The 22,359-nt window shown below is 56.8% G+C and carries 23 protein-coding genes; 17 read left to right on the forward strand and 6 right to left on the reverse strand.

The window, feature by feature from the left end; all coding sequences use genetic code 11:
- The first annotated feature begins 51 nt into the window (after positions 1 to 51).
- The 7 genes from ACN0TA_RS05295 to dusA all read left to right on the forward strand — a co-directional run bounded on the left by ACN0TA_RS05295 (position 52) and on the right by dusA (position 5,054).
- On the forward strand, positions 52 to 1,266 hold the full coding sequence (locus ACN0TA_RS05295) for a YeeE/YedE family protein (RefSeq protein WP_417580532.1): 1,215 nt from the start codon (positions 52 to 54) through the stop codon (positions 1,264 to 1,266).
- A complete protein-coding gene (locus tag ACN0TA_RS05300) occupies positions 1,263 to 1,706 on the forward strand; it encodes a hypothetical protein (RefSeq protein ID WP_417580534.1) in 444 nt (147 codons plus the stop codon). Before ACN0TA_RS05295 ends, ACN0TA_RS05300 begins: the two co-directional genes overlap by 4 nt.
- A complete protein-coding gene (locus ACN0TA_RS05305; RefSeq protein WP_417580536.1) occupies positions 1,706 to 2,287 on the forward strand; it encodes a DUF6969 family protein in 582 nt (193 codons plus the stop codon). The genes ACN0TA_RS05300 and ACN0TA_RS05305 overlap by 1 nt, the downstream gene beginning before the upstream one ends.
- An 87-nt stretch (positions 2,288 to 2,374) precedes the next feature.
- The gene (locus ACN0TA_RS05310) at positions 2,375 to 2,785 is read left to right on the forward strand and encodes an MbcA/ParS/Xre antitoxin family protein (RefSeq protein WP_417580538.1); all 411 of its coding nucleotides are present in this window, start codon (positions 2,375 to 2,377) and stop codon (positions 2,783 to 2,785) included.
- Positions 2,776 to 3,468: an RES family NAD+ phosphorylase gene (locus ACN0TA_RS05315; RefSeq protein ID WP_417580540.1), complete on the forward strand. Its 693-nt coding sequence runs from the start codon at positions 2,776 to 2,778 to the stop codon at positions 3,466 to 3,468. The genes ACN0TA_RS05310 and ACN0TA_RS05315 overlap by 10 nt, the downstream gene beginning before the upstream one ends.
- Positions 3,469 to 3,550: 82 nt before the next feature.
- Positions 3,551 to 3,958 carry a Cu(I)-responsive transcriptional regulator gene (gene cueR, locus ACN0TA_RS05320; RefSeq protein ID WP_417580542.1) on the forward strand — a complete coding sequence of 136 codons (408 nt, stop codon included), beginning with the start codon at positions 3,551 to 3,553 and terminating at the stop codon, positions 3,956 to 3,958.
- A 103-nt stretch (positions 3,959 to 4,061) separates the two neighbouring features.
- Positions 4,062 to 5,054: a tRNA dihydrouridine(20/20a) synthase DusA gene (gene dusA / locus ACN0TA_RS05325; RefSeq protein ID WP_417582060.1), complete on the forward strand. Its 993-nt coding sequence runs from the start codon at positions 4,062 to 4,064 to the stop codon at positions 5,052 to 5,054.
- A 6-nt stretch (positions 5,055 to 5,060) separates the two neighbouring features.
- Here dusA and ACN0TA_RS05330 read toward each other — a convergent pair whose 3' ends face one another.
- The 3 genes from ACN0TA_RS05330 to ACN0TA_RS05340 all read right to left on the reverse strand — a co-directional run bounded on the left by ACN0TA_RS05330 (position 5,061) and on the right by ACN0TA_RS05340 (position 7,340).
- Positions 5,061 to 5,684, reverse strand: coding sequence for a class I SAM-dependent methyltransferase (locus tag ACN0TA_RS05330; RefSeq protein ID WP_417580544.1), 624 nt, complete (start codon positions 5,682 to 5,684; stop codon positions 5,061 to 5,063).
- A 121-nt stretch (positions 5,685 to 5,805) separates the two neighbouring features.
- Complete coding sequence (locus ACN0TA_RS05335) at positions 5,806 to 6,492, reverse strand: retropepsin-like aspartic protease family protein (protein WP_417580546.1); 687 nt, start codon at positions 6,490 to 6,492, stop codon at positions 5,806 to 5,808.
- Positions 6,493 to 6,509: 17 nt separating this feature from the next.
- Positions 6,510 to 7,340, reverse strand: coding sequence for an adenosylcobinamide-GDP ribazoletransferase (locus ACN0TA_RS05340; RefSeq protein ID WP_417580548.1), 831 nt, complete (start codon positions 7,338 to 7,340; stop codon positions 6,510 to 6,512).
- Positions 7,341 to 7,404: 64 nt separating this feature from the next.
- On the opposite strand from ACN0TA_RS05340, the gene cobT reads away from it, so the two are divergent.
- Positions 7,405 to 8,421, forward strand: a complete 1,017-nt coding sequence (cobT, locus tag ACN0TA_RS05345; protein WP_417580550.1) for a nicotinate-nucleotide--dimethylbenzimidazole phosphoribosyltransferase — start codon at positions 7,405 to 7,407, stop codon at positions 8,419 to 8,421.
- A gap of 86 nt (positions 8,422 to 8,507) precedes the next feature.
- Positions 8,508 to 9,191 carry a glutathione S-transferase family protein gene (locus ACN0TA_RS05350; RefSeq protein ID WP_417580552.1) on the forward strand — a complete coding sequence of 228 codons (684 nt, stop codon included), beginning with the start codon at positions 8,508 to 8,510 and terminating at the stop codon, positions 9,189 to 9,191.
- Positions 9,192 to 9,230: 39 nt separating this feature from the next.
- Here ACN0TA_RS05350 and ACN0TA_RS05355 read toward each other — a convergent pair whose 3' ends face one another.
- On the reverse strand, positions 9,231 to 10,754 hold the full coding sequence (locus tag ACN0TA_RS05355) for a sensor histidine kinase (RefSeq protein ID WP_417580554.1): 1,524 nt from the start codon (positions 10,752 to 10,754) through the stop codon (positions 9,231 to 9,233).
- Positions 10,755 to 11,079: 325 nt separating this feature from the next.
- Here ACN0TA_RS05355 and ACN0TA_RS05360 point away from each other — a divergent pair, with 325 nt between their 5' ends.
- Positions 11,080 to 11,556, forward strand: a complete 477-nt coding sequence (locus ACN0TA_RS05360) for an Lrp/AsnC family transcriptional regulator (RefSeq protein WP_417580556.1) — start codon at positions 11,080 to 11,082, stop codon at positions 11,554 to 11,556.
- An 88-nt stretch (positions 11,557 to 11,644) separates the two neighbouring features.
- On the opposite strand, the gene moaA is transcribed toward ACN0TA_RS05360, so the two are convergent.
- Positions 11,645 to 12,658, reverse strand: coding sequence for a GTP 3',8-cyclase MoaA (gene moaA, locus ACN0TA_RS05365; protein ID WP_417580558.1), 1,014 nt, complete (start codon positions 12,656 to 12,658; stop codon positions 11,645 to 11,647).
- Positions 12,659 to 12,830: 172 nt separating this feature from the next.
- Here moaA and rpiA point away from each other — a divergent pair, with 172 nt between their 5' ends.
- The 7 genes from rpiA to gltX all read left to right on the forward strand — a co-directional run bounded on the left by rpiA (position 12,831) and on the right by gltX (position 21,280).
- Positions 12,831 to 13,496 carry a ribose-5-phosphate isomerase RpiA gene (rpiA, locus tag ACN0TA_RS05370; RefSeq protein WP_417582062.1) on the forward strand — a complete coding sequence of 222 codons (666 nt, stop codon included), beginning with the start codon at positions 12,831 to 12,833 and terminating at the stop codon, positions 13,494 to 13,496.
- Between the two features lie 31 nt (positions 13,497 to 13,527).
- Entirely contained in the window at positions 13,528 to 14,091 is a 564-nt protein-coding gene (locus tag ACN0TA_RS05375) for a DUF2059 domain-containing protein (protein ID WP_417580560.1), read from the forward strand.
- 107 nt (positions 14,092 to 14,198) lie between these two features.
- A complete protein-coding gene (gor, locus tag ACN0TA_RS05380; RefSeq protein WP_417580562.1) occupies positions 14,199 to 15,578 on the forward strand; it encodes a glutathione-disulfide reductase in 1,380 nt (459 codons plus the stop codon).
- Positions 15,579 to 15,705: 127 nt separating this feature from the next.
- A complete protein-coding gene (locus ACN0TA_RS05385) occupies positions 15,706 to 17,082 on the forward strand; it encodes a class II 3-deoxy-7-phosphoheptulonate synthase (RefSeq protein ID WP_417580564.1) in 1,377 nt (458 codons plus the stop codon).
- Between the two features lie 135 nt (positions 17,083 to 17,217).
- Positions 17,218 to 18,156, forward strand: a complete 939-nt coding sequence (locus ACN0TA_RS05390) for a hypothetical protein (protein WP_417580566.1) — start codon at positions 17,218 to 17,220, stop codon at positions 18,154 to 18,156.
- Positions 18,157 to 18,284: 128 nt separating this feature from the next.
- Positions 18,285 to 19,955 (forward strand): NAD+ synthase, encoded by a 1,671-nt coding sequence (locus tag ACN0TA_RS05395; protein WP_417580568.1) that lies wholly within the window; start codon positions 18,285 to 18,287, stop codon positions 19,953 to 19,955.
- The gene (gene gltX / locus ACN0TA_RS05400) at positions 19,952 to 21,280 is read left to right on the forward strand and encodes a glutamate--tRNA ligase (protein WP_417580570.1); all 1,329 of its coding nucleotides are present in this window, start codon (positions 19,952 to 19,954) and stop codon (positions 21,278 to 21,280) included. Before ACN0TA_RS05395 ends, gltX begins: the two co-directional genes overlap by 4 nt.
- On the opposite strand, the gene ACN0TA_RS05405 is transcribed toward gltX, so the two are convergent.
- On the reverse strand, positions 21,225 to 22,247 hold the full coding sequence (locus tag ACN0TA_RS05405) for a DUF2865 domain-containing protein (protein ID WP_417580572.1): 1,023 nt from the start codon (positions 22,245 to 22,247) through the stop codon (positions 21,225 to 21,227). The two genes, gltX and ACN0TA_RS05405, sit on opposite strands and share 56 nt — an antisense overlap.
- Between the last annotated feature and the right edge of the window lie 112 nt (positions 22,248 to 22,359).

The raw sequence follows: 22,359 nt of genomic DNA on the forward strand, positions 1-22,359 counted from the left end.
ATACCCGGGGCATCTGTGTTGTTTAGAAGCTCCTTATATTGAAAGAACGGCATGTCTGACGTCGCTCTCGGTCGCCATTCCTATCTCCCCCCTGCAGTCTCCGATCGGGGGCCGGCCCTTGTCACAGGGTTGGGGTTGCTGATTGGCTTTATTGCAATCTGGTATCTAGTCGATATGCGCCAGGCGTCGTTGTTTGCCATCGGCGGTGGGCTTGGGGCTGCACTTTATCACGGCGCGTTCGGTTTTACCGGCGGCTGGCGCCGCATGGTGGTCGAAAAACGCGGGCGCGGCATGCGCGCCCAGATGTTGATGATCGGCGTTACGACGCTAGCCATGATGCCATTGCTCGCAGCAGGAAATTTGGGCGGGCAACCCCTGGTGGGCGCTCTGGCTCCATTTGGCGTTTCGGTCATTGTTGGCGCGACAATGTTCGGCTTCGGTATGCAGTTGGGCGGCGGTTGCGGCTCGGGCACACTGTTTACAGTAGGTGGTGGCTCGGCGCGCATGTTGGTCACGCTCGGCTTTTTCATCGTCGGCGCGCTGCTCGGTACCGCACATCTGCCTTTCTGGCTTCAGGCGCCCTCGCTGGGTGTAATTGACGCGCGGGCCCAGTTTGGGCTGCCTGCTGCCATCGGTCTGACTATCATCGCACTCTCGCTGGTTGCAATTGCCACTGCCGTTATCGAAAAACGGACGCATGGCGATCTTGAGCCTGAGCCTGCACCAAAACGGCCCGGTTGGGCGTGGCTGCTTTATGGCCCTTGGCCGCTCGTTGGCGCGGGTCTGGTTCTCGCTATTCTCAACATTGCAACCTTGCTTGTCGCTGGTCACCCCTGGTCGATTACATATGGCTTTGGCTTATGGGGTGCCAAAGTCGCTGATGCCGTCGGTATTCCCGTGGCGAGCTGGGAGTTTTGGACATGGCCAGCGCAGGCTCAGGCGCTCGGTTCGTCAGTTCTGACAGACAATACATCCGTCATGAATTTCGGGATAATCCTCGGCGCGGGGCTTGCAGCCGCTCTCGCTGGAAAGTTCGCGCCCAAGGCAAAGTTGCCGCTTGGCTCGTTGATTGCCGCGGCCGTGGGTGGCATCCTGATGGGCTACGGAGCCCGCCTGTCGTTTGGATGCAATATCGGAGCGCTGTTTTCCGGTATCGCTTCGGGCAGCCTGCATGGCTGGCTGTGGTTCGCATGCGCCTTTGCCGGATCATTCATCGGCATATGGGCTCGCCCTCTGTTTGGACTTGATGGATTTGCCAGGAAATGACCACCGGACGTAACACAATTCTGTTTGGTGCGGCTTTGGCCCTTGGCACTGTGGCGATTGCTGCCGACCATATTTCGAACCCCGTTGTGCGCGCGGCCAATCCGGTAGCGCAAAGCGAAGCGGGCACCGCAAGCCCTGCGGTGGCACCTTGCGCCGCGGGCGCGCCGTGTGCTGCCGGGGCCCCAGTTGCTGCTGCCCCTTGCGCCGCCGGCGCTCCGGTCACAGCGGCGCCCTGTGCTGCCGGCGCGCCCAAGGCCGCTCCTCCTCCGCCGCCTGCGGCAATGCCGGAGGAACCAGCGGTGCAGTTGGCGTCACCCCCGCCGCCGCCCGCGCCCATGCCGCAGGCTCAGGAAGCCGCCCCTGAACGTGCTGCGCCGCCACCCGCTCCTGCGGCGATGCCGCAAGGTGCAACTGAAGCGCCAGATCTCGCGGTGAACTGATGAGCGACGCCCGGCGGCAGGCCCAACGCGAAATTGCCTTTTGTGAAAGCGTTCTTGCCAAAGGTGGCCTGACGGTATTGACCGAGACCCTTCGCGATGCTGCCGATGTGTCGGTCTGGACCCACTATCCGAAGGATGACGTCTTCGATCCGCAAACGGGTGCGCAGTGGTTTTATCATTCCCATCCTGCAGACGATCCGGAGGGGAAGATGGAGCACGGGCACTACCACTGTTTTGTGCGTCCACAGGGCACGACCGGCCCAATCCATCACCTTGTCGCTGTGGGCGTGGACTCCTTCGGTAAGCTCAAGCGGCTGTTTACGGTCAATCAGTGGGTTGTCGGTGACGACTGGCTGGATGCGGGCCCCACCATTGCACTGCTTGAGAACTTCGATGTGCACATGCCGCGACCGTCCTATCTGGTCAACCGTTGGCTCACGGCTGTTCTTGCTGCCCACGACGATGAAGTCAGGGCGCTGATCCATGAGCGTGATCGGACACTGGCTGCGCATCGGCCTGAAGGCGATATCGCCGTGCGGGACGACAGGAGCCTGGAAGTTACCTCGGAACTCCTTATCTAGCGACATCAACGACTGGCGAAAAGTCAGCATGTCCTTTGACTTGCCAATTGGCACAAAGATACCTAGCTTGTGCCAAGGAGTGAAATCATGTTGAATGAACTTCCCAGAGCCAAGGCAGCGCCGGAACTCCCTCAGATTACGGCTCCTGAAGCTGCGGCAATGGCGCGGACGGTGGTGAATTTGTTCGATCGTTGGGAATTGTCCGATGCCCAGTCACGCGACATTCTCGGCGGCCTGGCCACGCGCACCTATGCCCGCTGGAAGGCAGGCGATGTAGGGCGCATCGATCGCGACCTGGCGACGCGATTGTCATTACTGATGGGTATCCACAAGGGGCTACGCTATCTGTTCAGTGATCCCGCACGCGGTTATGGCTGGATCAAAAAGCCCAACGCGGCATTCGGCGGTCGCTCTCCTGTAGATATTATGGCTGAGGGCAGCATTTTTGCTCTGGCTCGCGTTCGCAGCTATCTTGATGCTGAACGAGGTTGTTGGTGAGCCTCCCGATTGCTAGTGTCGATTGGAGACGGGCATTTCGGATCATCCGCACAATCTATCCACCTATCGATTTGTTCGAGGATATTGCCGATCCGGCAGATTGGGAGGCTCTGGCTTCTTCGGAGGCAAAGACCAATCCACGCATCTGGGAGCATCTGGGCCGGCTCGACCTTATTCCTCCTGAACGTCGTGTCGCCGGGCAGGGGGCGAGCTGGCTGATGGCGCCTTTCGTGCATATCAGCGCCGACAGGCCGGGTCGATTTACCGATGGCACGTACGGCGTTTATAGCGCGGGCAACTCTGAAGAGGTGGCCATTCGTGAAGTCGCGCACCATCATGGGGTTGCAATGAGCGCGAGTGGTGAAGCGCCAGGTTGGACGTCCCAGTTTCGTGTTCTGGTCAACGCGATCAACATCGATCTTCATGATGTTCGTGGGCTTGCGGAATGCCACATCAGCGATGACTACAAACCGTCGCAGGCGCTTGCCGCGTCTTTGCGCGCCAGCGGCAGCAATGGCGTCATCTATCGCAGCGTACGCGCACCCGGGGGCCAATGCGTCGGAGTATTCTGGCCTGATCTGATCGGTATTCCCGTACAGGGCGATCATTTCGATTTCCACTGGGACGGCGCGCGCGTGGATCGGGTTCGTAACGCCGGAACGAAAGCAATTTTCGAGCTCTAGTTTCCAGTTGTCTCAACCCATCTGTTTGCTACATTGCCATGATGGGAAGCATTAATCTGCAATCGGACGGGAGCCCAAACTGATGAACATCGGACAAGCAGCAGCAGCCTCGGGCGTGTCGGCCAAGATGATCCGCTATTATGAATCCATTGGCCTGATCAGTCCTGCTGATCGGACACAGAGCAATTATCGCGTCTATGGCACCAACGATGTCCATACACTGCGCTTCATAAAGCGCTCGCGTACCCTGGGGTTTTCAATGGATGAAACGGCCACGTTACTCGGATTATGGCAAGATCGGTCGCGCGCCAGCGCTGACGTGAAACGCATTGCAATCGACCATGTCGCCGAACTCGAACACAAGATTTCCGAATTGCAGGAAATGGCGGACACGTTGAAACATCTTGCCCATTGCTGCTCGGGCGACGATCGTCCCGATTGCCCCATCCTGAGCCAACTCGCCGGTACAGATGGACGAGCCGGGGCTTGATGCTGGCAGGATCAACGCCCATCATTGCATGCAACGCGGTCTGGCATAAGACCCAAACCCGTGCTAGCGGATCCTCAAAATAAACACTTAAGGCTTCCGATTGCTGACCGACGCACGAAAATTCTCCATCGCCCCCATGATGGACTGGACAGACCGCCACTGTCGGTATCTTCACCGTCAGTTGTCGTCACGTGCGCTGCTGTTCACGGAAATGGTGACCAGTGCAGCTTTGGTCCACGGTGATACCGAGCGGCTGCTGGGGTATGATGAAAGCGAGCATCCTGTTGCTGTCCAGCTTGGTGGATCAGATCCATTTGAATTGGCGGAGGCTGTCCGAATTTGCGACCGGTACGGCTACGACGAAATCAATCTCAACGTGGGGTGTCCCTCCGACAGGGTTCAGTCGGGAAAGTTCGGTGCATGCCTGATGGCTGAGCCCGATCTCGTCGCTCAATGCCTGACAGTAATGTCTGATGCCACGGACACTCCAATTACTGTGAAATGCCGGATCGGGATTGACGATCAGGACAGCGAAGAAGATCTCAATCGCTTCGTCGACGCGGTGCGCCCTTCGGGCATCGACGCCTTGTATGTCCATGCTCGGAAGGCTTGGCTCAAGGGGCTTTCACCTAAGGAAAATCGGGATATTCCGCCGCTGGACTATGACCGTGTGTATCGTTTGAAGCAGCGCCTTGGCGACTTTCCTGTGATCATCAACGGCGGTATCAAGTCGGTCGAAGAATGCATTGAGCATCTCCGCCATACAGATGGTGTGATGCTTGGCCGGGTCGCGTATCACGATCCGATGATACTGGCTGACGCCGACTTGCGGTTTTTCGAGGATGATCGCGTCGGCCCGAAACTTGAAGACATCGAGGCGGCCATGACGAACTATGCGGAAGTCGAGTTAGGCAAGGGCGCTCGCCTCAATCAGATCACGCGCCACATGCTGGGATTAACCAATGGGCTGCCTGGTGCACGCAGATTTCGACAGATTCTGAGTGTGGAGGCCTGTAAACCTGGCGCAGGACCCGAAGTCATCGCAGCGGCATTTGCCCAGATTGATCGCGCTGCATTGGATGTACGGGTGGCATAAGCCAGTCTATTGCGGCTTCCGGGCCACAAGGAACAATGCCCGATCTGCACCGGGCTTCCAGCGATGAGCGATTTCAAACCCCGATGCCTCGATCTTGGCAGTGACGTCTTCGGTCGACATGACTTTGAGGATTGGCAAAAGTCCCACGGCGCGACCGATCGGAGCCAGCAGTTTGAAATAGCCCATGCTATCGCCGAGGCACGCCGTGCTGGAGACAAAATAACCACCCGGAGCAAGCATCTCGTAAATCTTGACGATCACCGCGTCGGGATCTTTAAGCAGATGCAGGACGCTCATGGCCAATACCATGTCGTAAGGCACCTTCGGCTTGGGAATTAGCGTGATATCCGCGCATTCAAATGCGATGTTTGACGCACCTGCCTCACGGGCTCGCAGGCGTGCCTTCTCCAGCATATTCTCTGAAAAATCGATCGCCTGGATGTGTGCGACATGAGGCGCGTGGGCGATCGCCGTCCCGCCAGTCCCGCAGCCACACTCGAGTAAGCGCATTTCCGGTTGTAGATAGGACTGAGTTACTTTTAGCTTCGTCAGGTAATCGTCTTCATGCGTGATTGGCAAGCGCGCATATTTTTCCGCGGTTTTGTCCCAGAACTTGCTCGTCTCGGCCATAGCTATTTCCTTGGCTTACCGGATCATACGCAAGTTATCGTACGGGCTTCGTGCGAACCAGCCCCCCGCATGCGCGTTGTATTTGACGCTGAGGCGGAAGCCTTTGGATCGGGCGCAACTGCTAATCGTGCAGTTCCAGAGAATCCTGACTGACCGTGTAGCGCGAAAGCGTTTCGAGAAATGTCATGCCCAGAAGTGATGTCTCTAGGGCATTGTCTTCAACAACAAAGGCCCTGATGTTCCGTCGCACGATATTGCCGACCGCCATCTGTTCGATGCGGATGGGCGCGGCGGTGCCGGTGCCATTAGCCGTCTGAACAGGGATCGTATAGCGCAGACTGTCCGTGTCGATTCCCGCTGCAATCGCGTCGGTATGCGATAGTACGACGGCGCTGGCGCCGGTATCAAAGATCATCGGCAACTTGGTTCCGTTGATGCTTGTATCGACCCTGAAGCTTCCGCCGAAAGAGCGGGAAACATGGACGTTTCCGGTTTGCGGATCAACGATGGCCGCTCCGGGCTGCAGAGCGCCGAATACGCGTTGTCCCATACGCTCGACATCGCTGCGATAAGTGTAACCGAGCACAAGAATGCCGCCTATGGCGATCCAGATGACAAAGCCAGATACGATTTCTCCAAGTTTGTGTCTGCGGCCGACTACGGCGCTTGCGACCAGAGTGGCTATAACGACCAGGGGAATGGCGCTTGCAGTCTGGGCTTGGGTCAATCCGATAACTGCACCGGCATCAGCGCTGATGGCGACGGCAAGGCCGATCACGATCAGGATTGCGAAGGCAACAAACAGCATGAAAAATCCAAAAGGGTTCAACCGGTGACTATACGCATAAAGGTCGCCAATAGGGCAATTTCAAGCAGTGCCTGCAATGCACCGATGAGATCACCAGTTTGACCGCTCACCAGACGGTCACAAAGACGTGTCCATCCCAATGCGACAAGCGCAGCAATAGTGACGCCAATGATTAGTCCGAGCGGGCCTGCGAACGGAACTGAAAGAACCGCAGCAATAGCGAGAGCGAAAACGAGGCCGAGCGTGAAAGCGTTCCACGAAAGCTGGCCCACGGTGGCCGAGGCTCCGCTGCTACGGGCCGGCGGCAAGGCCATGGCGATGTAAAGCCCGCCCGACCGTGCAATCACGCCAACTGCCAGCCAAATCATGGCTGCAGCCATTCCAGACTGGACGATGAGTGTCGAAAGCGCTGCTGCCTTCAGCCCCACGATGAACACGATGGTCAATACGCCATAGGTGCCGTGCCGGCTGTCCTTTAAGATTTCCAGCCGACGTTCGGCCGTGTTGCCCCCAAACAAACCGTCAGCCGCATCCGCTGCAGCATCTTCGCTCATTGCACCCGTGACGATAGCCGAGCACGCCGCGGCGGCAATCGCCACAAACAGGGGCGAAATCCCGCCCGCAACGCCCAGAACCAGTACGCCGGCGGGCCCGATTCCGATCAGTAAACTGGCAAGTGGCAGGATACGGCTAATACGATCGAGATCGGGCACGGCATGCAGCTTTCGCCCGGTCGGGAGGCGCGAAAAAAAGCGCAGAGCCATGATCAGATCGGCGGCCGGTCCGCGCCGGTCGTGCGCAGGAGCAGGTTCACTGTTGGAACCGTTGCGGTTGTCGGCATCCCTCAATTGCGTTTTTCCTGTTTTCGTCCCAAAAGGAGCCCCCTCTTATCATTCGAAACCCGGAGCTGCCATGTCCGCCCAAGCCTTCACCGATTTCCATGATCTTTTGATGCTGGGTCCGGACGGAGATGAAGCTGCGGTTGCAGCGGTGCGGGCCCGCGATGCTATGCTGACCAAGCCTGCTGGATCACTCGGGGAAATGGAATACCTGGTGGAGCATCTGGCGCGTTGGCAAGGTAAGTCAGAGCCGACATTCGAAGATCCGATGGTTGCGATTTTTGCAGCCAATCACGGCGTGACTGACCAGGGAGTTTCGGCATTTCCGCGTGAAGTGACCCAACAGATGGTCAACAATTTCACTAAGGGCGGCGCTGCCGTTTCCCAGATTTGCGCGCTGCACGAAATCAATCTGCGGGTCTTCGAACTAGCACTAGACGTGCCAACTGGCGATATTACCGTCGTTCCGGCTATGGACGAGCGCACCTGCGCTGCAACAATAGCCTACGGCATGGAGGCTATAGCGGGCGATGTCGATCTGCTGTGCATTGGCGAAATGGGAATCGGTAACACCACTGTTGCTGCAGCGATCTATGCTGGGCTCTACGGCGGAACGGGTGCCGACTGGGTCGGGCGCGGCACGGGTGTTGATGACGCTGGCCTTCAACGCAAGGCCGATGCCGTCGATCGCGCATTGGGCCGCCATGCCGGGCGCCTGAACACCCCCTTTGAAATTCTTGCCAATCTAGGGGGACGTGAAATTGCAGCCATGGTCGGCGCCATTATCGCTACGCGCCACCAGAAGGTGCCGGTCATCGTCGATGGGTTCGTTGCCACGTCTGCTGCGGCCATCGCTCACGCTGTCAATCCCGCCTCGATCGATCATTGCCTGTTTGGTCATGTTTCGGCAGAGGTTGGACACGTAAAGGCGTTGGAAAAACTCGATGCGACCCCCTTGCTCGCCATGGGGATGCGGTTGGGAGAAGCCAGCGGCGCGGCGTTGGCAGCAGTTATGTGCAAGACTGCTCTGCATCTGCACAAGAACATGGCGACATTCTCTGAAGCCGAGGTAGACGAAAAATCAACCTGACCGGAACTGCGAAAAAGCTTGCAACTGGTGCTTCCTGCGCCTGTATCTTGGCAGCAAACTGGACTGGTCTTTGACGGAGAAACGCCATGTATGCGCTCTATATCGCCAATAAGAACTATTCTTCGTGGTCGTTGCGGCCCTGGGTCTTGCTCAAGACCCTTGGCATTGCATTCGATGAGCGCTTCGTGCCCTTCCTTCAAGGCTCGAGTTATGAGGAATTTCGCAAATTCTCCCCAACCGGCCTTGTCCCTTGTCTGGTGGATCGAGGTTTGACGGTCTGGGACTCTCTCGCAATCACCGAATTTGTGGCTGAAGAACATCCTCAAGTCTGGCCGGCAGACCAAGTCGCGCGCGCATGGGCACGCTCGGCCACCGCTGAAATGCATTCGGGCTTTTCAGCGCTGCGTAACATATGTGGCATGAACATCGGTGTACGCGTTCGCATGCATGAAATCAGTGCCGGTCTCCAGACCAACATCGATCGACTCGACGAGCTGTGGAACGAAGGGCTTTCGCGATTTGGCGGACCATTCCTCGCTGGCGAACATTTCACAGCGGTCGACGCGTTCTTCTGTCCGGTCGCGTTCCGAGTCCAAACTTATGGCCTCCAGCTCAGCGATTCATCCAAAGCCTATTGTGAGCGGCTGCTTGCGCTGCCTGCTATGAAAGAATGGTACGAAGCGGGCTTGGCCGAAACCATTCGCGACGAACCCCATGACGAAGAAATTGCGCTGGCTGGAACGCTGACTGAAGATCTGCGGGCTGTTTAGCACTGTTCCAGCGCAACAATCAGCTCGCCGCCAAAATGATCAAGAGGCTTCGGAGTAAATCTCGAGCCTGTTGCGCTGTTCGACTACGGGCGCGATGCCTTCCATGACGCGCGCTCGCGGGAAGGTCGCGATCACTTCAGTACCAAAGCGCAGTTTGGAGAACAGGTCGAACCTGCCCTGATGAAGATCCATGATCTTCTGAACGATAGGGAGTCCGAGACCGGCGCCTTGCTCGGCGGTTTTCTGTGCGAGCGATCCCTGACCGAATGATGATAAGACCGTTTCGATCTCTTCTTCGGGAATGCCTGGACCATTATCGACAACGGAAATGAACTGTCCGCCGTCAATTGAGCGCCCTACGGTAAGAGTGATCTTTCCAGACTGTGGCGTGAATTTTATGGCATTCGAGAGCAGGTTGAGAACGACCTGGCGGACGGCACGCTCGTCACCCCAGATTTTGGGCAGAGTTTCGCCCGCATCGAATTGAAGGTCGATGTTTTTCGAGCGAGCGCGGATTTCGAGCATCCGGCGGCAATCGTCCGAAATATCGACGAGTGAAATGCCCTCTTCGTTGAGGTCATACTTGCCCGCTTCGATTCGAGAGAGATCGAGAAGCTCATTGATGAGGGTCAGTAAGTGTTGGCCGCTGGCATGGATGTCGCCAGCATATTCTTTGTACTGGGGCACTGCGTGGGCCCCCAACAGTTCCGATTTCAGCACTTCGGAAAAGCCGATGATGGCATTGAGCGGGGTCCGCAATTCATGGCTCATTGTCGCAAGAAAGCGCGATTTGGCGATGTTGGCCTGCTCGGCATGGCGGCGAGCTTCGTCCGACATCGTCCGCGCTTCTTCGAGCTCCAGGATCAATGCGTCCTTTTCCCATTGATGCCCGAGGTTGCCGATCTCTGACTTGTAGAGCTGGCGTGTCAAAAACAGGAAGAAGAAGAATGCGCCGATGGTAACCACTGACATTGCATAGTTGAGCGTACCGCCGCTCCAGATCAGCATTGCGGCCACAGTCAGCGTCCCGGGAAACGTGGTGACCAACGTGGCGCTCGGCAGAGTGCGAGTTGCAACCGCGTTGGCGGCAACACCAACCAGCAGCATCGCAAAGATGATGATCTGAATGTCCTGACCGCCACCACTGATGGTGAGAACAGGAAGTGTTGCCCACGACAGGCCGGTGAACGCTTCGGCGATGATGAAAGTCTGCGTACAGCGACGAGCATCGAATTTGGCCGGGCCCAGTGCTCGGAACCGACGGCAGATCATTGCGACGCCAAGATTCGCGACGCCAACGACGCATGCCCATAAAACAGCAATTGCGGGGTCGATCCAGAGAACGGCGGCAAGCGACAGAATGCTCAGGAGAACAAGTGTCGGCACGAGGCTCGTCAAGCGGGCCCCTGCATACTCGGCAAGCAGTTCATAATCGAATGTAGCTCGGGTGCCTGAGCTGGATGTCAATTTCTGGCGCGCGTCGAGAACGGCACGTTGAACCGTACGACGCGATTCTCCTCGTCGCGGCGCTTCGGCTGCACGGTTTGGCTGGCTGGGCGCCATCGAACTCTCGTTACGCTACTATACTACTCATCAGGCCAGCAAACTCATGCTCACCCGTACGCGAATACCAAAGCTAAGCCACGCGTGGTTAACAGGACGTTGAACCATGGTGCGCAGTTAGACGCAATTTTCACCATAATTGGCGCGATGCTCGCTGGTCGGTCGGTTCGAGGCTGCCGGACATTGGAAAATACTGTGAGCAAAGCTTGTGTGCTTTGCCTTGACACGGGCAATGCCGAAACGTCAAATGCCGGGCTGAGGCGGACGATTTTCCAGAATATTGGAATTTTCCACCGATTTTAAGAATTCTATTTCAGGGGCTTCTATGGCGCTCGACAAACTCGACCGCAAAATTCTCCAGCTTTTGCAAAAAGACGCCACAATGCCGGTGGCGGAAATCGGCCGTAAGGTCGGTCTATCCACCACGCCGTGCTGGCGTCGCATACAAAAGATGGAGGAAGAAGGGGTCATCCGGCGCCGCGTTGCCGTGCTCGATCCCGAAAAAGTCAACGCCGGCGTCACTGTGTTTGTCGCGGTGAAAACCAATGAGCACAACGATGCCTGGCTGCGCAAATTCGCAGCAGTTGTCGAAGATTTCACAGAAGTCGTCGAATTTTATCGCATGAGCGGCGATGTCGACTATCTGTTGCGGGTGGTTGTTCCATCCATCCAAGCCTATGACGTGTTCTACAAGAAGCTGATCTCCAAAATCGCATTGTCGGATGTGAGCTCGTCTTTTGCGATGGAGCAGATCAAATACACAACGGCACTTCCACTCGAATTTGCAGTCGTGGGCGATTAAAGCGTCGGCAAGCTTCCGGACTGTTGCAATCGCTTTGAGACGCTGAATCGCGCCTCTAGCCACAACGTTATGAAATCTGGCTCTGCTTTCAGCCGCCTGTTACCGACATGTGCCGCCCAACCGCAGGCTCGGACCGACGCTCGATAACAAAGTCATGCCCCTTCGGCTTGAGGATCATGGCCCGATCCAAGGCAGCGTCGAGACCTTCAGGGCCGCTTTCACGCAAAGCTGCGCGCAGATCGACGCTGTCTTCCTGTCCAAGGCACATGTAGAGCTGCCCGGTACACGTCAGACGAACCCGATTGCAGCTTTCGCAGAAATTGTGGCTTAGTGGAGTGATAAATCCGATCGTACCGCCGGTCTGCTCTACGCGCATGTAACGGGCCGGCCCACCGGTTCGTTTTGCAATCGGCGAAAGCGTATAGCGTTCGGCAAGGCGGTCGCGCACTGTGCGTAGGGAAAGGTGAGTATCAACGCGATCGAAGTTGACATCGCCAAGCGGCATCTCTTCGATCAGAGTTAGCTCAAAACCCTCAGAGTGCGCCCATTCGAGCATCGGCACGATTTCGTGCTCGTTGACATCCTTGATTGCAACCATGTTGAGCTTGACGGCAAGACCAGCGTCACGTGCTGCATAGATGCCATCTAGCACCTGGGATAGTCTCCCGCGCCGGGTGATTTCGGCAAACTTCTCATTGTCTAGAGTGTCGAGCGAAACGTTGACGCGTCGCAACCCCAATTCTGCGAGCCGCGGTGCATGTTTTGCAAGTTGGCTACCATTGGTGGTCAGTGTCAATTCATCGAGTTCGCCGGGCGCCAGATGGCGCTCCGACAACGCTTCGATAAGCTTGATAATGTCACGCCGTACCAGCGGTTCTCCGCCGGTCAGCCGCACTTTGCGAACACCGCGTCTTACGAAAGCGTCAATAACCGCCTGGATTTCCTCGAAGCTGAGCACTTCGCTCTTGGGCAGGAAGACCATGTCTTCCGCCATGCAATATGAGCAGCGAAAATCGCACCTGTCAGTAACAGAAACCCGAAGATAGGTGACGTGTCGTCCATAGCTGTCGACAAGTGGGCGTTGGGCAGATTGATTTGTCATCAGGCCAATATAGTCATGATTGATCGGTGCGAAAAGCGCGGACTTTGCTGCAACGTGGTCAGCTTCGACGTTGGTAGCGTTGACAGAGGCTCCGAACTGCCGTTCTAGAAGCAAAAACCGGAGATTTGACAACGTGAGCGAAGACCTCAAGCGCAAGGCGGCCGAGGCGGCCATGTCGGAGATCAGTTCAGGCATGCGCATCGGCCTTGGCACCGGATCGACTGCCAAACACTTTGTCGACCTGCTTGGTGCAGAGGTAGCCAAGGGATTTGAGTGCATCTGTGTGCCCACATCGGAGGCCACCGCCAATCAGGCGCGCGGACTTGATATTCCCCTGACCACACTAGACGATATCGATAGTCTTGACGTGACGATCGATGGTGCTGACGAGATCGACAGGGACTTTCAACTCATAAAAGGCGGGGGCGGTGCACTCCTGCGCGAAAAGATAGTTGCTGCGTCCTCGGCGCGCATGATCGTGATTGCCGATGAATCCAAGCTGGTTGACGCTCTTGGCAATTTTCCGCTGCCGATAGAGGTCAATCCATTTGGTCTGGCTGCAACAGAGCGGGCGATTGCTGTTGTAATGGCTCGGTTTGGCGCCCAGGGTGGAAAGAGTTTGCGCCAGAATGCCAACGGTGGGACGTTTCTGACGGATGGAGGACACTACATTGTGGACGCATCTTTTGGCCGTATTTCCGACGCAAAAGCACTTTCGCTCGCACTGCTCGAAATACCTGGCGTCGTTCAACATGGCCTGTTCATCGATTTGTGTTCCGACGCCTATCTTGCTACGTCCAGAGGGACGATCAAGCTTTCCGAGCACATCAAATCATAACCCGTTCATTTCGTAAGGGACCGTACGCCAAATGACTTTCCTGCCCACTCTGCGCCGGCTCGCTGCGGCGCTCGTTCTGTCCGGCGCTGCACTGCTGGCGACAGCTCCAGCAAATGCACAACAGGAAATCTCTCCCGAGCATCTCGCCAAGGCGCGAGAGTATGTGGATATGACTGATTCCGCGCAGCTCTATGAGCGGACGCTGGTGGAAATGGGATTGAGGGTCATGCGCTTGATGATCCAGGAAGATCCATCCTTGCGCGACCCGCTGATCAATGCGCTACAGACGGTGTATGACAGCTATCTTGAAGATCGTGGTTCACTCTACGATCAGTTTGCACGTATCTATGCAGTGCGCTTTTCGCTCGAGGAGCTTGAAGAGATCGTGGGGTTCTACAGCACGCCGGTGGGCGAAAAGCTTTTGGGCGAGAATGCCGGTATTAATGAGGATCTCCAGCTGGCCCTCGGAGTCTGGAGCCGCAACACCGGCAACGAATTCCTGTCGCGCGTACGCCAGGAGCTGCGCAATCAGGGCTACAACGCCCCGGCCGTCGAAGCACCCGCCGCCGAGGATGAAGAAGCTGCGCCGCAATAAGATTGGTTGCAAACATTTCTTTGACCCCCGTCCAGCCGGACGGGGGTTTTTTTGTGCGCTCTGCACGCCTATATCGTTCGATCTGAACACAATAGCGCGGGGTCGCCATGAGCGAGAAGTTTGATTTGGTCGTCATCGGTGGGGGCTCCGGCGGCGTGCGCGCGGCCCGAGTTTCTGCTCAGCTCGGGGCCAAGGTCGCTATTGTTGAAGAATTCCGCTATGGCGGCACCTGCGTCATTCGTGGCTGTGTTCCCAAAAAGCTCTTCGTTTACGCGTCTCGCTTCGGGGACCTTTTCGATGTTGCGCCGAGTTTTGGCTGGACAGTGGATGCCTCGTTCGACTGGCCAACGCTCCTGGCCAACAAGGACAAGGAAATAGGCAGGCTCGAAAAGATTTATGAGACAATGCTGGATGGGTCGGGCGTGTCCGTCTTCAAGGCGCGTGCCACTATTGCCGGACCCAACGCAGTCAAGCTCTCGACCGGTGAGGAAATCGAAGCCGAGAGAATCCTGATTGCAACCGGTGGAACGCCGTTCAAGCCCGATATCGAAGGCAGTGAGCTCGGAATCACGTCCAACGAAGCCTTCCATCTCGAAACATTACCAAAGACCATTCTGATCGAGGGCGGAGGGTATATCGCTGTCGAATTCGCGACGATCTTTTCCGGGCTGGGAGTGGATACGACGCTTGTTTACCGCCGGGATAAAATCTTGCGCGGGTTCGACCATGACGTGCGCGACGGACTTGAAGATGCGCTACGCGAACGCGGTGTGCGCCTTCGTTATGGATACCATATTTCGAAATTGCGCAAAGACGGGGAGGGGGTCTGCGTTTCATTCTCTCACGGAGAAGAAGCCACGTTCGACGAAGTCATGTTTGCGACGGGTCGACATCCCAACACCAACGAACTTGGACTCGACGCCGCCGGCGTTCAACTCGACCAGACTGGCGCAGTCGTTGTGGATGAATATTCGCGCTCGTCGGTGCCTTCGATCTATGCAGTTGGCGATGTCACAGGCCGGGCGGCCCTTACACCCGTGGCGATCCGCGAAGGGGCTGCTTTTGCCCAGACCGTCTACAACAACACACCGACGACAGTACCCTATCACCTGATACCCACTGCAGTGTTTTCCGAGCCTGAGATCGGAACCGTCGGTATGAGTGAAGAGGATGCCGCCGAACGTTACCGCTCGATCGATGTCTATGTTGCTCGATTCCGTCCGATGATGAACACACTGTCGGATCGACAGGAAAAGATGCTGCTTAAGCTGATCACCGAAACCGATAGCGGCAGGATATTGGGCTGCCATATACTCGGACCGGGCGCAGGCGAGATGATTCAATTGGTTGCAATTCCGCTCGGGATGGGCGGCACAATGGCTGATTTCAACCATACTATTGCTGTCCACCCGACGGCAGCTGAGGAACTGGTAACTTTCAAGTCGCCCAGTTATCGCGTTGTCGATGGAGCGAAGTGTAACCCTTAGGTCTGCAAGCCGGCCAATATTCGGTGTTCGACCATAGGCTACTTGGCATTGCAGGCCGTAGTTGGTAAACCGCCGGACCTCCTCGGCTTCTCGGGGAGGAGAACCACCTTTTTAAGTGAGTGAAACGATGAGCACGTGGACACCTGACAGTTGGAGGACGAAACCGATCCTGCAGGTCCCAACCTATCCGAGCCAGACAGAGCTTGAATCGGTCGAGGCCCGGCTTGCTTCGTTTCCCCCCTTGGTTTTTGCAGGCGAGGCGCGCGACCTTAAGGCTAACCTGGCCGAGGTTGCAGCGGGCCGCGCGTTTTTGTTGCAGGGTGGTGATTGCGCAGAGAGCTTCGCTGAACATCACGCCGATCATATCCGCGATTTCTTTCGTGTTTTCCTGCAGATGGCGGTGGTCCTGACCCACGGCGCCTCCAAGCCTGTGGTCAAGGTCGGGCGGATTGCCGGTCAGTTCGCCAAGCCGCGTTCCGCTGACACCGAGACTATTGACGGCGTTGAACTGCCTTCCTACAGGGGCGACATCATCAATGGAATCGACTTTACGCCCGAAGCGCGTATCCCCGATCCCAATCGTCAGCTAGAAGCGTACAGGCAGTCAGCCGCGACACTCAATCTGCTGCGTGCGTTTTCCGCGGGTGGCTTCGCCAATTTGTCGCGTGTTCATGAATGGACAATGGGGTTCGTCAAAGATTCCAATTGGTATCCACGGTATGAGGAAGTTGCGCAGAAGATCGATGACGCAATCGAGTTCTTGAGTGCGCTTGGGCTGAACCCGGACAACACACCGGTGATGCGGGAAACAAAGTTCTTCACCTCCCATGAAGCACTGCTGCTTGGATACGAGCAGGCAATGACGCGCCGGGATTCGATCACCAACGACTGGTATGCCACATCGGGCCATATGATCTGGATCGGTGATCGCACCCGCAATCCTGATCATGCGCACGCGGAGTACTTCCGCGGCATCAAAAACCCGATCGGTGTAAAATGCGGTCCTTCGATGTCCTCCGATGACCTAAAGCGCCTGATGGATGTGCTCAACCCGGATGATGAGGCCGGTCGCCTGACGCTGATCGCGCGATTTGGTTCTGACAAGGTTGAAGAGCACCTGCCGCGCCTGGTCGAAACTGTTAAGTCCGAAGGGCGCACAGTTGTCTGGTGCTGTGATCCGATGCACGGCAATGTCGTCAAGGCATCTTCGGGTTACAAGACCCGGCCGTTCGATCGTATTCTTTCCGAGGTGAAGTCGTTTTTTGATATTCATCGTCAGATGGACACTGTCGCTGGTGGTGTGCACGTCGAAATGACAGGTCGAGATGTAACCGAGTGCACCGGCGGCGTTTCTGCAGTCACTGAAGCGTCCTTGTCCGATCGCTATCACACGCATTGCGATCCACGTCTCAACGCAAGCCAGGCGCTCGAGCTTGCGTTTCTGATCGCCGAAGAAATGCATGGGCAGCGTACAAATGGTGCCGCTAAAGCCGTAGGGTATTAATTCAACCAATTCTGTTCAATCAACAAAGGCGCTGCCCTCGGGCGGCGCCTTTCATTTTTCCATTTAACCAACATTAACCCTAATGGGCCCATAACCAAGACGAATGAAATTGTATCGCGTCGTTCGGAGGGCTCCATGTCGCGTCTTCTCACAGGCCTAGCCGTGGGTCTTTTGTCTGCTGCCGCAAGCGGGCAGGCTATTGCTGCCGATTGGGCCGTTCAGCAAGAACCGATGTTCAAACCCGCCTACCCAGTCGACATGATGCCTTATGAAGACAGCCTCGATTTCGAGGCAGGCATTCGGTACTTTTATGGAATGGGTGGGCAGCGCGCCACGATCTTCGGACAGAGCTACAGTGGCGACAATTCCGGCCATTTTGGCGAGATCCACGGCAAGATCGACGATAGTTCTACCAATACCTACGTTCAAGGTAACGTTGGTTACGCGGCCGCGATTGACGGGACCTACGAGACCCCCACTAGCCTGGGGACCCAGAGTTCAACAGTGGGTACAATAGCTTACGGTGGTGCCGATTTCGGCTACTTGCCGGTCAGCACCGAGAGTTTCGCACTAGGCGGGTTTGTCGGATACCAGTATCTCAATGAATCGGCATACATGGGGCGGTCGTCGTACCTTATGGAATCCGGTGGTGGCAGTAGTGAACCCAATTCTCTTGAAGTTCACGGATTGCGCCTAGGTGCGACAGCGCGAGCCGATATAAACGATGTCTTCGACATCCGCGTCGATGCAGCTGCCATTCCCTATGCCTCGTTGAGCGGTACTTATGGCGCCTTCGATCTGACCTCGATCGATTCTACAGTGTCGCAAGGCAACGCTCCCCAGATTTCTGGCAATTTGTATGGCGGCGCGCTCGAGGCCATGGTTGGTTTCAAACCGAACGAGAACTTCGCAATCAGAGCGGGAGTGCGCGGGTATTATCTGACTGGTCCAACAGAGACATATGTCGAAGCCCGCGACCCATCTGATCCGACGCAGGCGCAGGGATACAAGGTGCAGGGCACTACCGAACTGTTTCGTTGGGGGCCGGTTATTGAGTTGACCGGTACATTCTAGTCCCCCCTAACAGACTACGACAAAGCCGGTCTGTTTTCGCAGGCCGGCTTTGTCGTGTGCCGCCTTGCTCTAAGGGGCGGTGCATTATAAGTCTGGCGCGCTTCTCATGACTGCCGGACATTGAATTCGTGAACGATACGCTCCGCATTGCCCTCGCTCAACTGAACCCCAAGGTTGGCGCAATAGCTGAAAATCTCGGCCAGGCGCGCAAGGCGCTTGCCGAAGCCGAAGCCGCCGGCGCGGACATCCTCATGTTCACCGAGTTGTATCTGACTGGGTACTTCCCCGAGGATTTGTTGTTCAAACGGCAGTTCGTCACCGAGGCGATGGACGCTGCGCGGGCGCTTGCGCGGGACACCAAGGGGCTTAACGTTTCGGTCCTGCTGCCGACCATCTGGGGCGCTGATGGAAAACTCTATAACAGTGTCGTGCTTGCTGAAGACGGGGCCATTATCGACCGCCGTAACAAGGTCGAATTGCCCAATGATGACGTATTCTATGAGAAGCGTTATTTCACGCCCGGAGAGCTGCCTGCTCCCATGACGATCAAAGGGCTGTCGGTCGGCGTGCCTATCTGTGAAGATGTTTGGCACGAGCCGGTATCAAAGGCTCTCGCTGAGGCTGGCGCGGAAATCCTGCTGTGCCCAAATGGATCGCCCTATTGGCGGAATAAGCAACGGCTGCGTCTGGAGCTTGTTCGCCAGCGCGTCAAGGAAACCGGTCTGCCCATCCTCTATTCCAATCAGATTGGTGGGCAGGACGAGCTGGTCTTCGATGGCGCGAGCTTTGGTCTCAATGTTGACGGCTCGCTCGCTTTTCAGGGCAAGAGTTTCGTACCAGATATGGTGCTTTCCGATTGGCGTAAGGGCAAGGCGGGTTGGCACTGCGTCAAGGGCCATGTGACTGATCTGGTGCCGGTAAATGAGGCGCCCTGGCATGCCGCGATGCTTGGTCTGCGTGACTACGTTCACAAGAACGGCTTCAAATCGGTGGTGCTCGGATTGTCGGGCGGCATAGACTCCGCAGTGGTGGCCGCTTTGGCTGTGGACGCCTTGGGCGCCGACAATGTCCACTGCCTCATGCTCCCCTATCGCTATACGTCGCAAGAGAGCCTAAGAGACGCCAAGGCATGCGCCGATGCTCTGGGCGTACGCTATGATGTAGTTTCGATCGGGACCGCGGTTGACGCGGTCAACGAAAATCTCGCTCCGGTCTTTGAAGGACGCGCAGTTGATATTACAGAGGAAAACCTGCAGTCACGAATGCGTGGCACCATCCTTATGGCCGTTTCCAACAAGCTGGGTGCGTTGCTCATTACAACAGGCAACAAGTCCGAAATGGCAGTTGGCTACGCGACCATCTATGGCGACATGAACGGCGCTTACAACCCGATCAAGGACATGCTCAAGATGCAGGTTTATGGGTTGGCTGAATGGCGCAATGGCTATTATCCTACCGACGTGCGTGGCCCGGCTGGTGTGGTCATTCCACCGGAGATCATATCGAAGGCCCCAAGCGCCGAACTTCGCCCCGATCAGACAGACCAGGATTCACTGCCGCCATACCCTGTGCTCGATGCCATCATTGAGGCGCTCGTAGAAGATGAGTTGTCTCTCGCTGAGGTCGTTGCCAAGGGCTTCGATGCCGAACTCGTCAAGAGGATCGAACACCTGATCTACATAGCTGAATTTAAACGTCGCCAGGCGGCGCCAGGACCAAAGTTGACGCCGAAAGCTTTCGGCATTGGCCGCAAATACCCGATCACTTCGGGCTATCGTGACCGGAGTATCGCCCGATGAATGTTGTTGTTCGCTATGCGCCTTCGCCAACTGGCCGTCTGCACCTCGGAAATGCACGGCCGCTGATCCTCAACTGGTTGTTCGCGCGCAAAAATGCCGGGAAGTTTATCCTGCGCTTTGACGATACCGATACTGCCCGTTCGACCGCACAGTTTGCGCAGGGCATCGAAGACGATCTCGACTGGCTGGGCATCGTGCCCGATACCAAGATGCGGCAGTCTGATCGGCTGCCGCTCTATGACGCTGCGCGCGACCGGTTGATTGCGGAGGGCCGACTCTATGCGGCCTATGAGACAGCGGACGAACTCGACAGAAAGCGCAAGCGCGCGCGCGCACTCGGGCGCCCGCCGATTTACGATCGTGCTGCGCTCGAATTGACCCAAGAGGACAGGGTGAGGTTGGAAGCGGAGGGCCGAAAGCCGCACTGGCGCTTCAGGCTTGATGGCCGCGCTGTAAACTTTGACGATCTCATTAAAGGCAGTCAAACCGTCAACACAAGTTCGATGTCGGACCCGGTCGTGATCCGCGAAGACGGTAGCTATCTTTATACCTTCACATCTGTTGTCGACGACATCGATATGGACGTTACCCATATCCTGCGCGGAGAAGATCACGTCTCCAATACGGGCACGCAGATTGAGATTTTCGAAGCGCTCGGAACGCCCGCGCCAGTGTTCGGTCACCACAATTTGTTGACTGACTCCGAAGGGCAGGGGTTCTCAAAGCGTCTCGGCTCGCTCTCGCTCGCTCAGTTGCGTGAGGACGGCTTTGAACCATTGGCCGTTGCCATCATGGCCGCAATCACCGGAACCTCCTTGCCGGTCGAGCCCTATGGAAGCCTTGATGCAATCGCCGAAAAGCTCGAATTCTCGATGATTTCGCACGGCTCCGCACGATTTGACCCCGCTGAGCTTGAAACGCTCAACGCGCGTATCGTCCATGCTATGGATTTCGCCACGGTGAGGGAGAGGTTGGGAAGTCTCGGCGGATTGACGGAAGCAGCCTGGCTCGCTTTGCGTGATAACATCTCCAGGCTTTCTCAGCTTGTTCCGCTTTATGAAGACGTGGTCTTGAACGCTAGGGCCGTCGTAGCTGACGAAGACAAGGACTTTATCGCGATTGCCCGCGAAACATTGCCGCCCGAGCCGTGGGACGAGACGACGTGGGGCCATTGGACTTCGGTGCTCAAGGAAAAGTCAGATCGGAAGGGCAAGCGCCTGTTCCTGCCCCTGCGTCTCGCACTGACCGGTAAAAGCGAGGGCCCCGAGCTTAAAGCTCTTCTTCCGGTTCTGGGCCGTACGGTGTCTCTGGCCCGACTATCCTGACCGACTTTTCGCCAAATTCCACGACGCGCAGGTCCGGTCCTTCGACTGAGGGCTGATCCAGGGACGGCGCCGCGGTCCCGTCCGCCCGCGGGCGGGGGCGAGGCAGGGGAACATAGACCAGGTCAGCCACGACCGTGGCGACCTGTTGTGGTGCACGCGGGTCAGGTTGAGGCAGGGGAAACTCGAGATCTCCGAACGCTATGACGGCTCGGGATTGTTCGCCTTGGTCGTTGATCGCAATCGTTCCAACAGCTTCGCGCGTCTGGCACGAACAGCTCGTGTCGATCTCCTCACGGAACCGGAACGCATACGACATCGAGCGATATGGTGTGCCTGACAACGATATCATGTCTTCGGGCTCTTCGCCCGGGTTCCGGTATGAAAACAGTGCAACTTCAGTTCCAGGGCACATTTCATGACAGCTTATGGCATCCTGGGCGACATAGTCGTCAGTGGTCGAAAAACTGATCGGCCAATAAAAACCATCACATGTGCGCACGCAAACAGTGCGACGTGTCTGCTGTGTGCTCCAGGGGTTGTAAGCACCGTCGACATAGTCATAGCCGCCGCCAAAAATATCGTCGAGCAGACCGCCACGCGTGCCTTCATTGCCGAAGTTAGCGCCCGACTGACCGGTGTTGCATCCATAGCGCTGATAGTCGGCCATGACTTGCTGGTAGTTCTGCGCGAGGGTCTGGCCTTCCTGGGCCATCGAGGTTAGCTGCTCGACCTGGCTGCGGCCAAGCGTGATGGCACGGGCGATGGATTGGCACTGGGCCGAGAGCGTCTGTCCGGAGTTGAGAACCTGCTGGCAGCCAGATCCAACCCATTGGCTTTCGGCCTGACGCACTTCGACCTGGCGGTTCTGAAGTTCCCTGGCAATGCCGTTGAAGCTTTGAAATATCTGGTTGCGTTCTATGCCCCGCAATATGGCTGTGATCTGGCCGCAATTCTGATTCTGCGCCATAGCGGGGGACATGTCGGCAAAAACAAACGTAAGGGATGCCAAAAGCGCAACTAGCCAACGCGCTGACGGGGCAAAGGAACAACGAACTGAAATCATACCATCCATGTGGTGC

The sequence above is a fragment of the Pelagibacterium sp. genome, assembly GCF_048264985.1.
Lineage (GTDB): Bacteria > Pseudomonadota > Alphaproteobacteria > Rhizobiales > Devosiaceae > Pelagibacterium.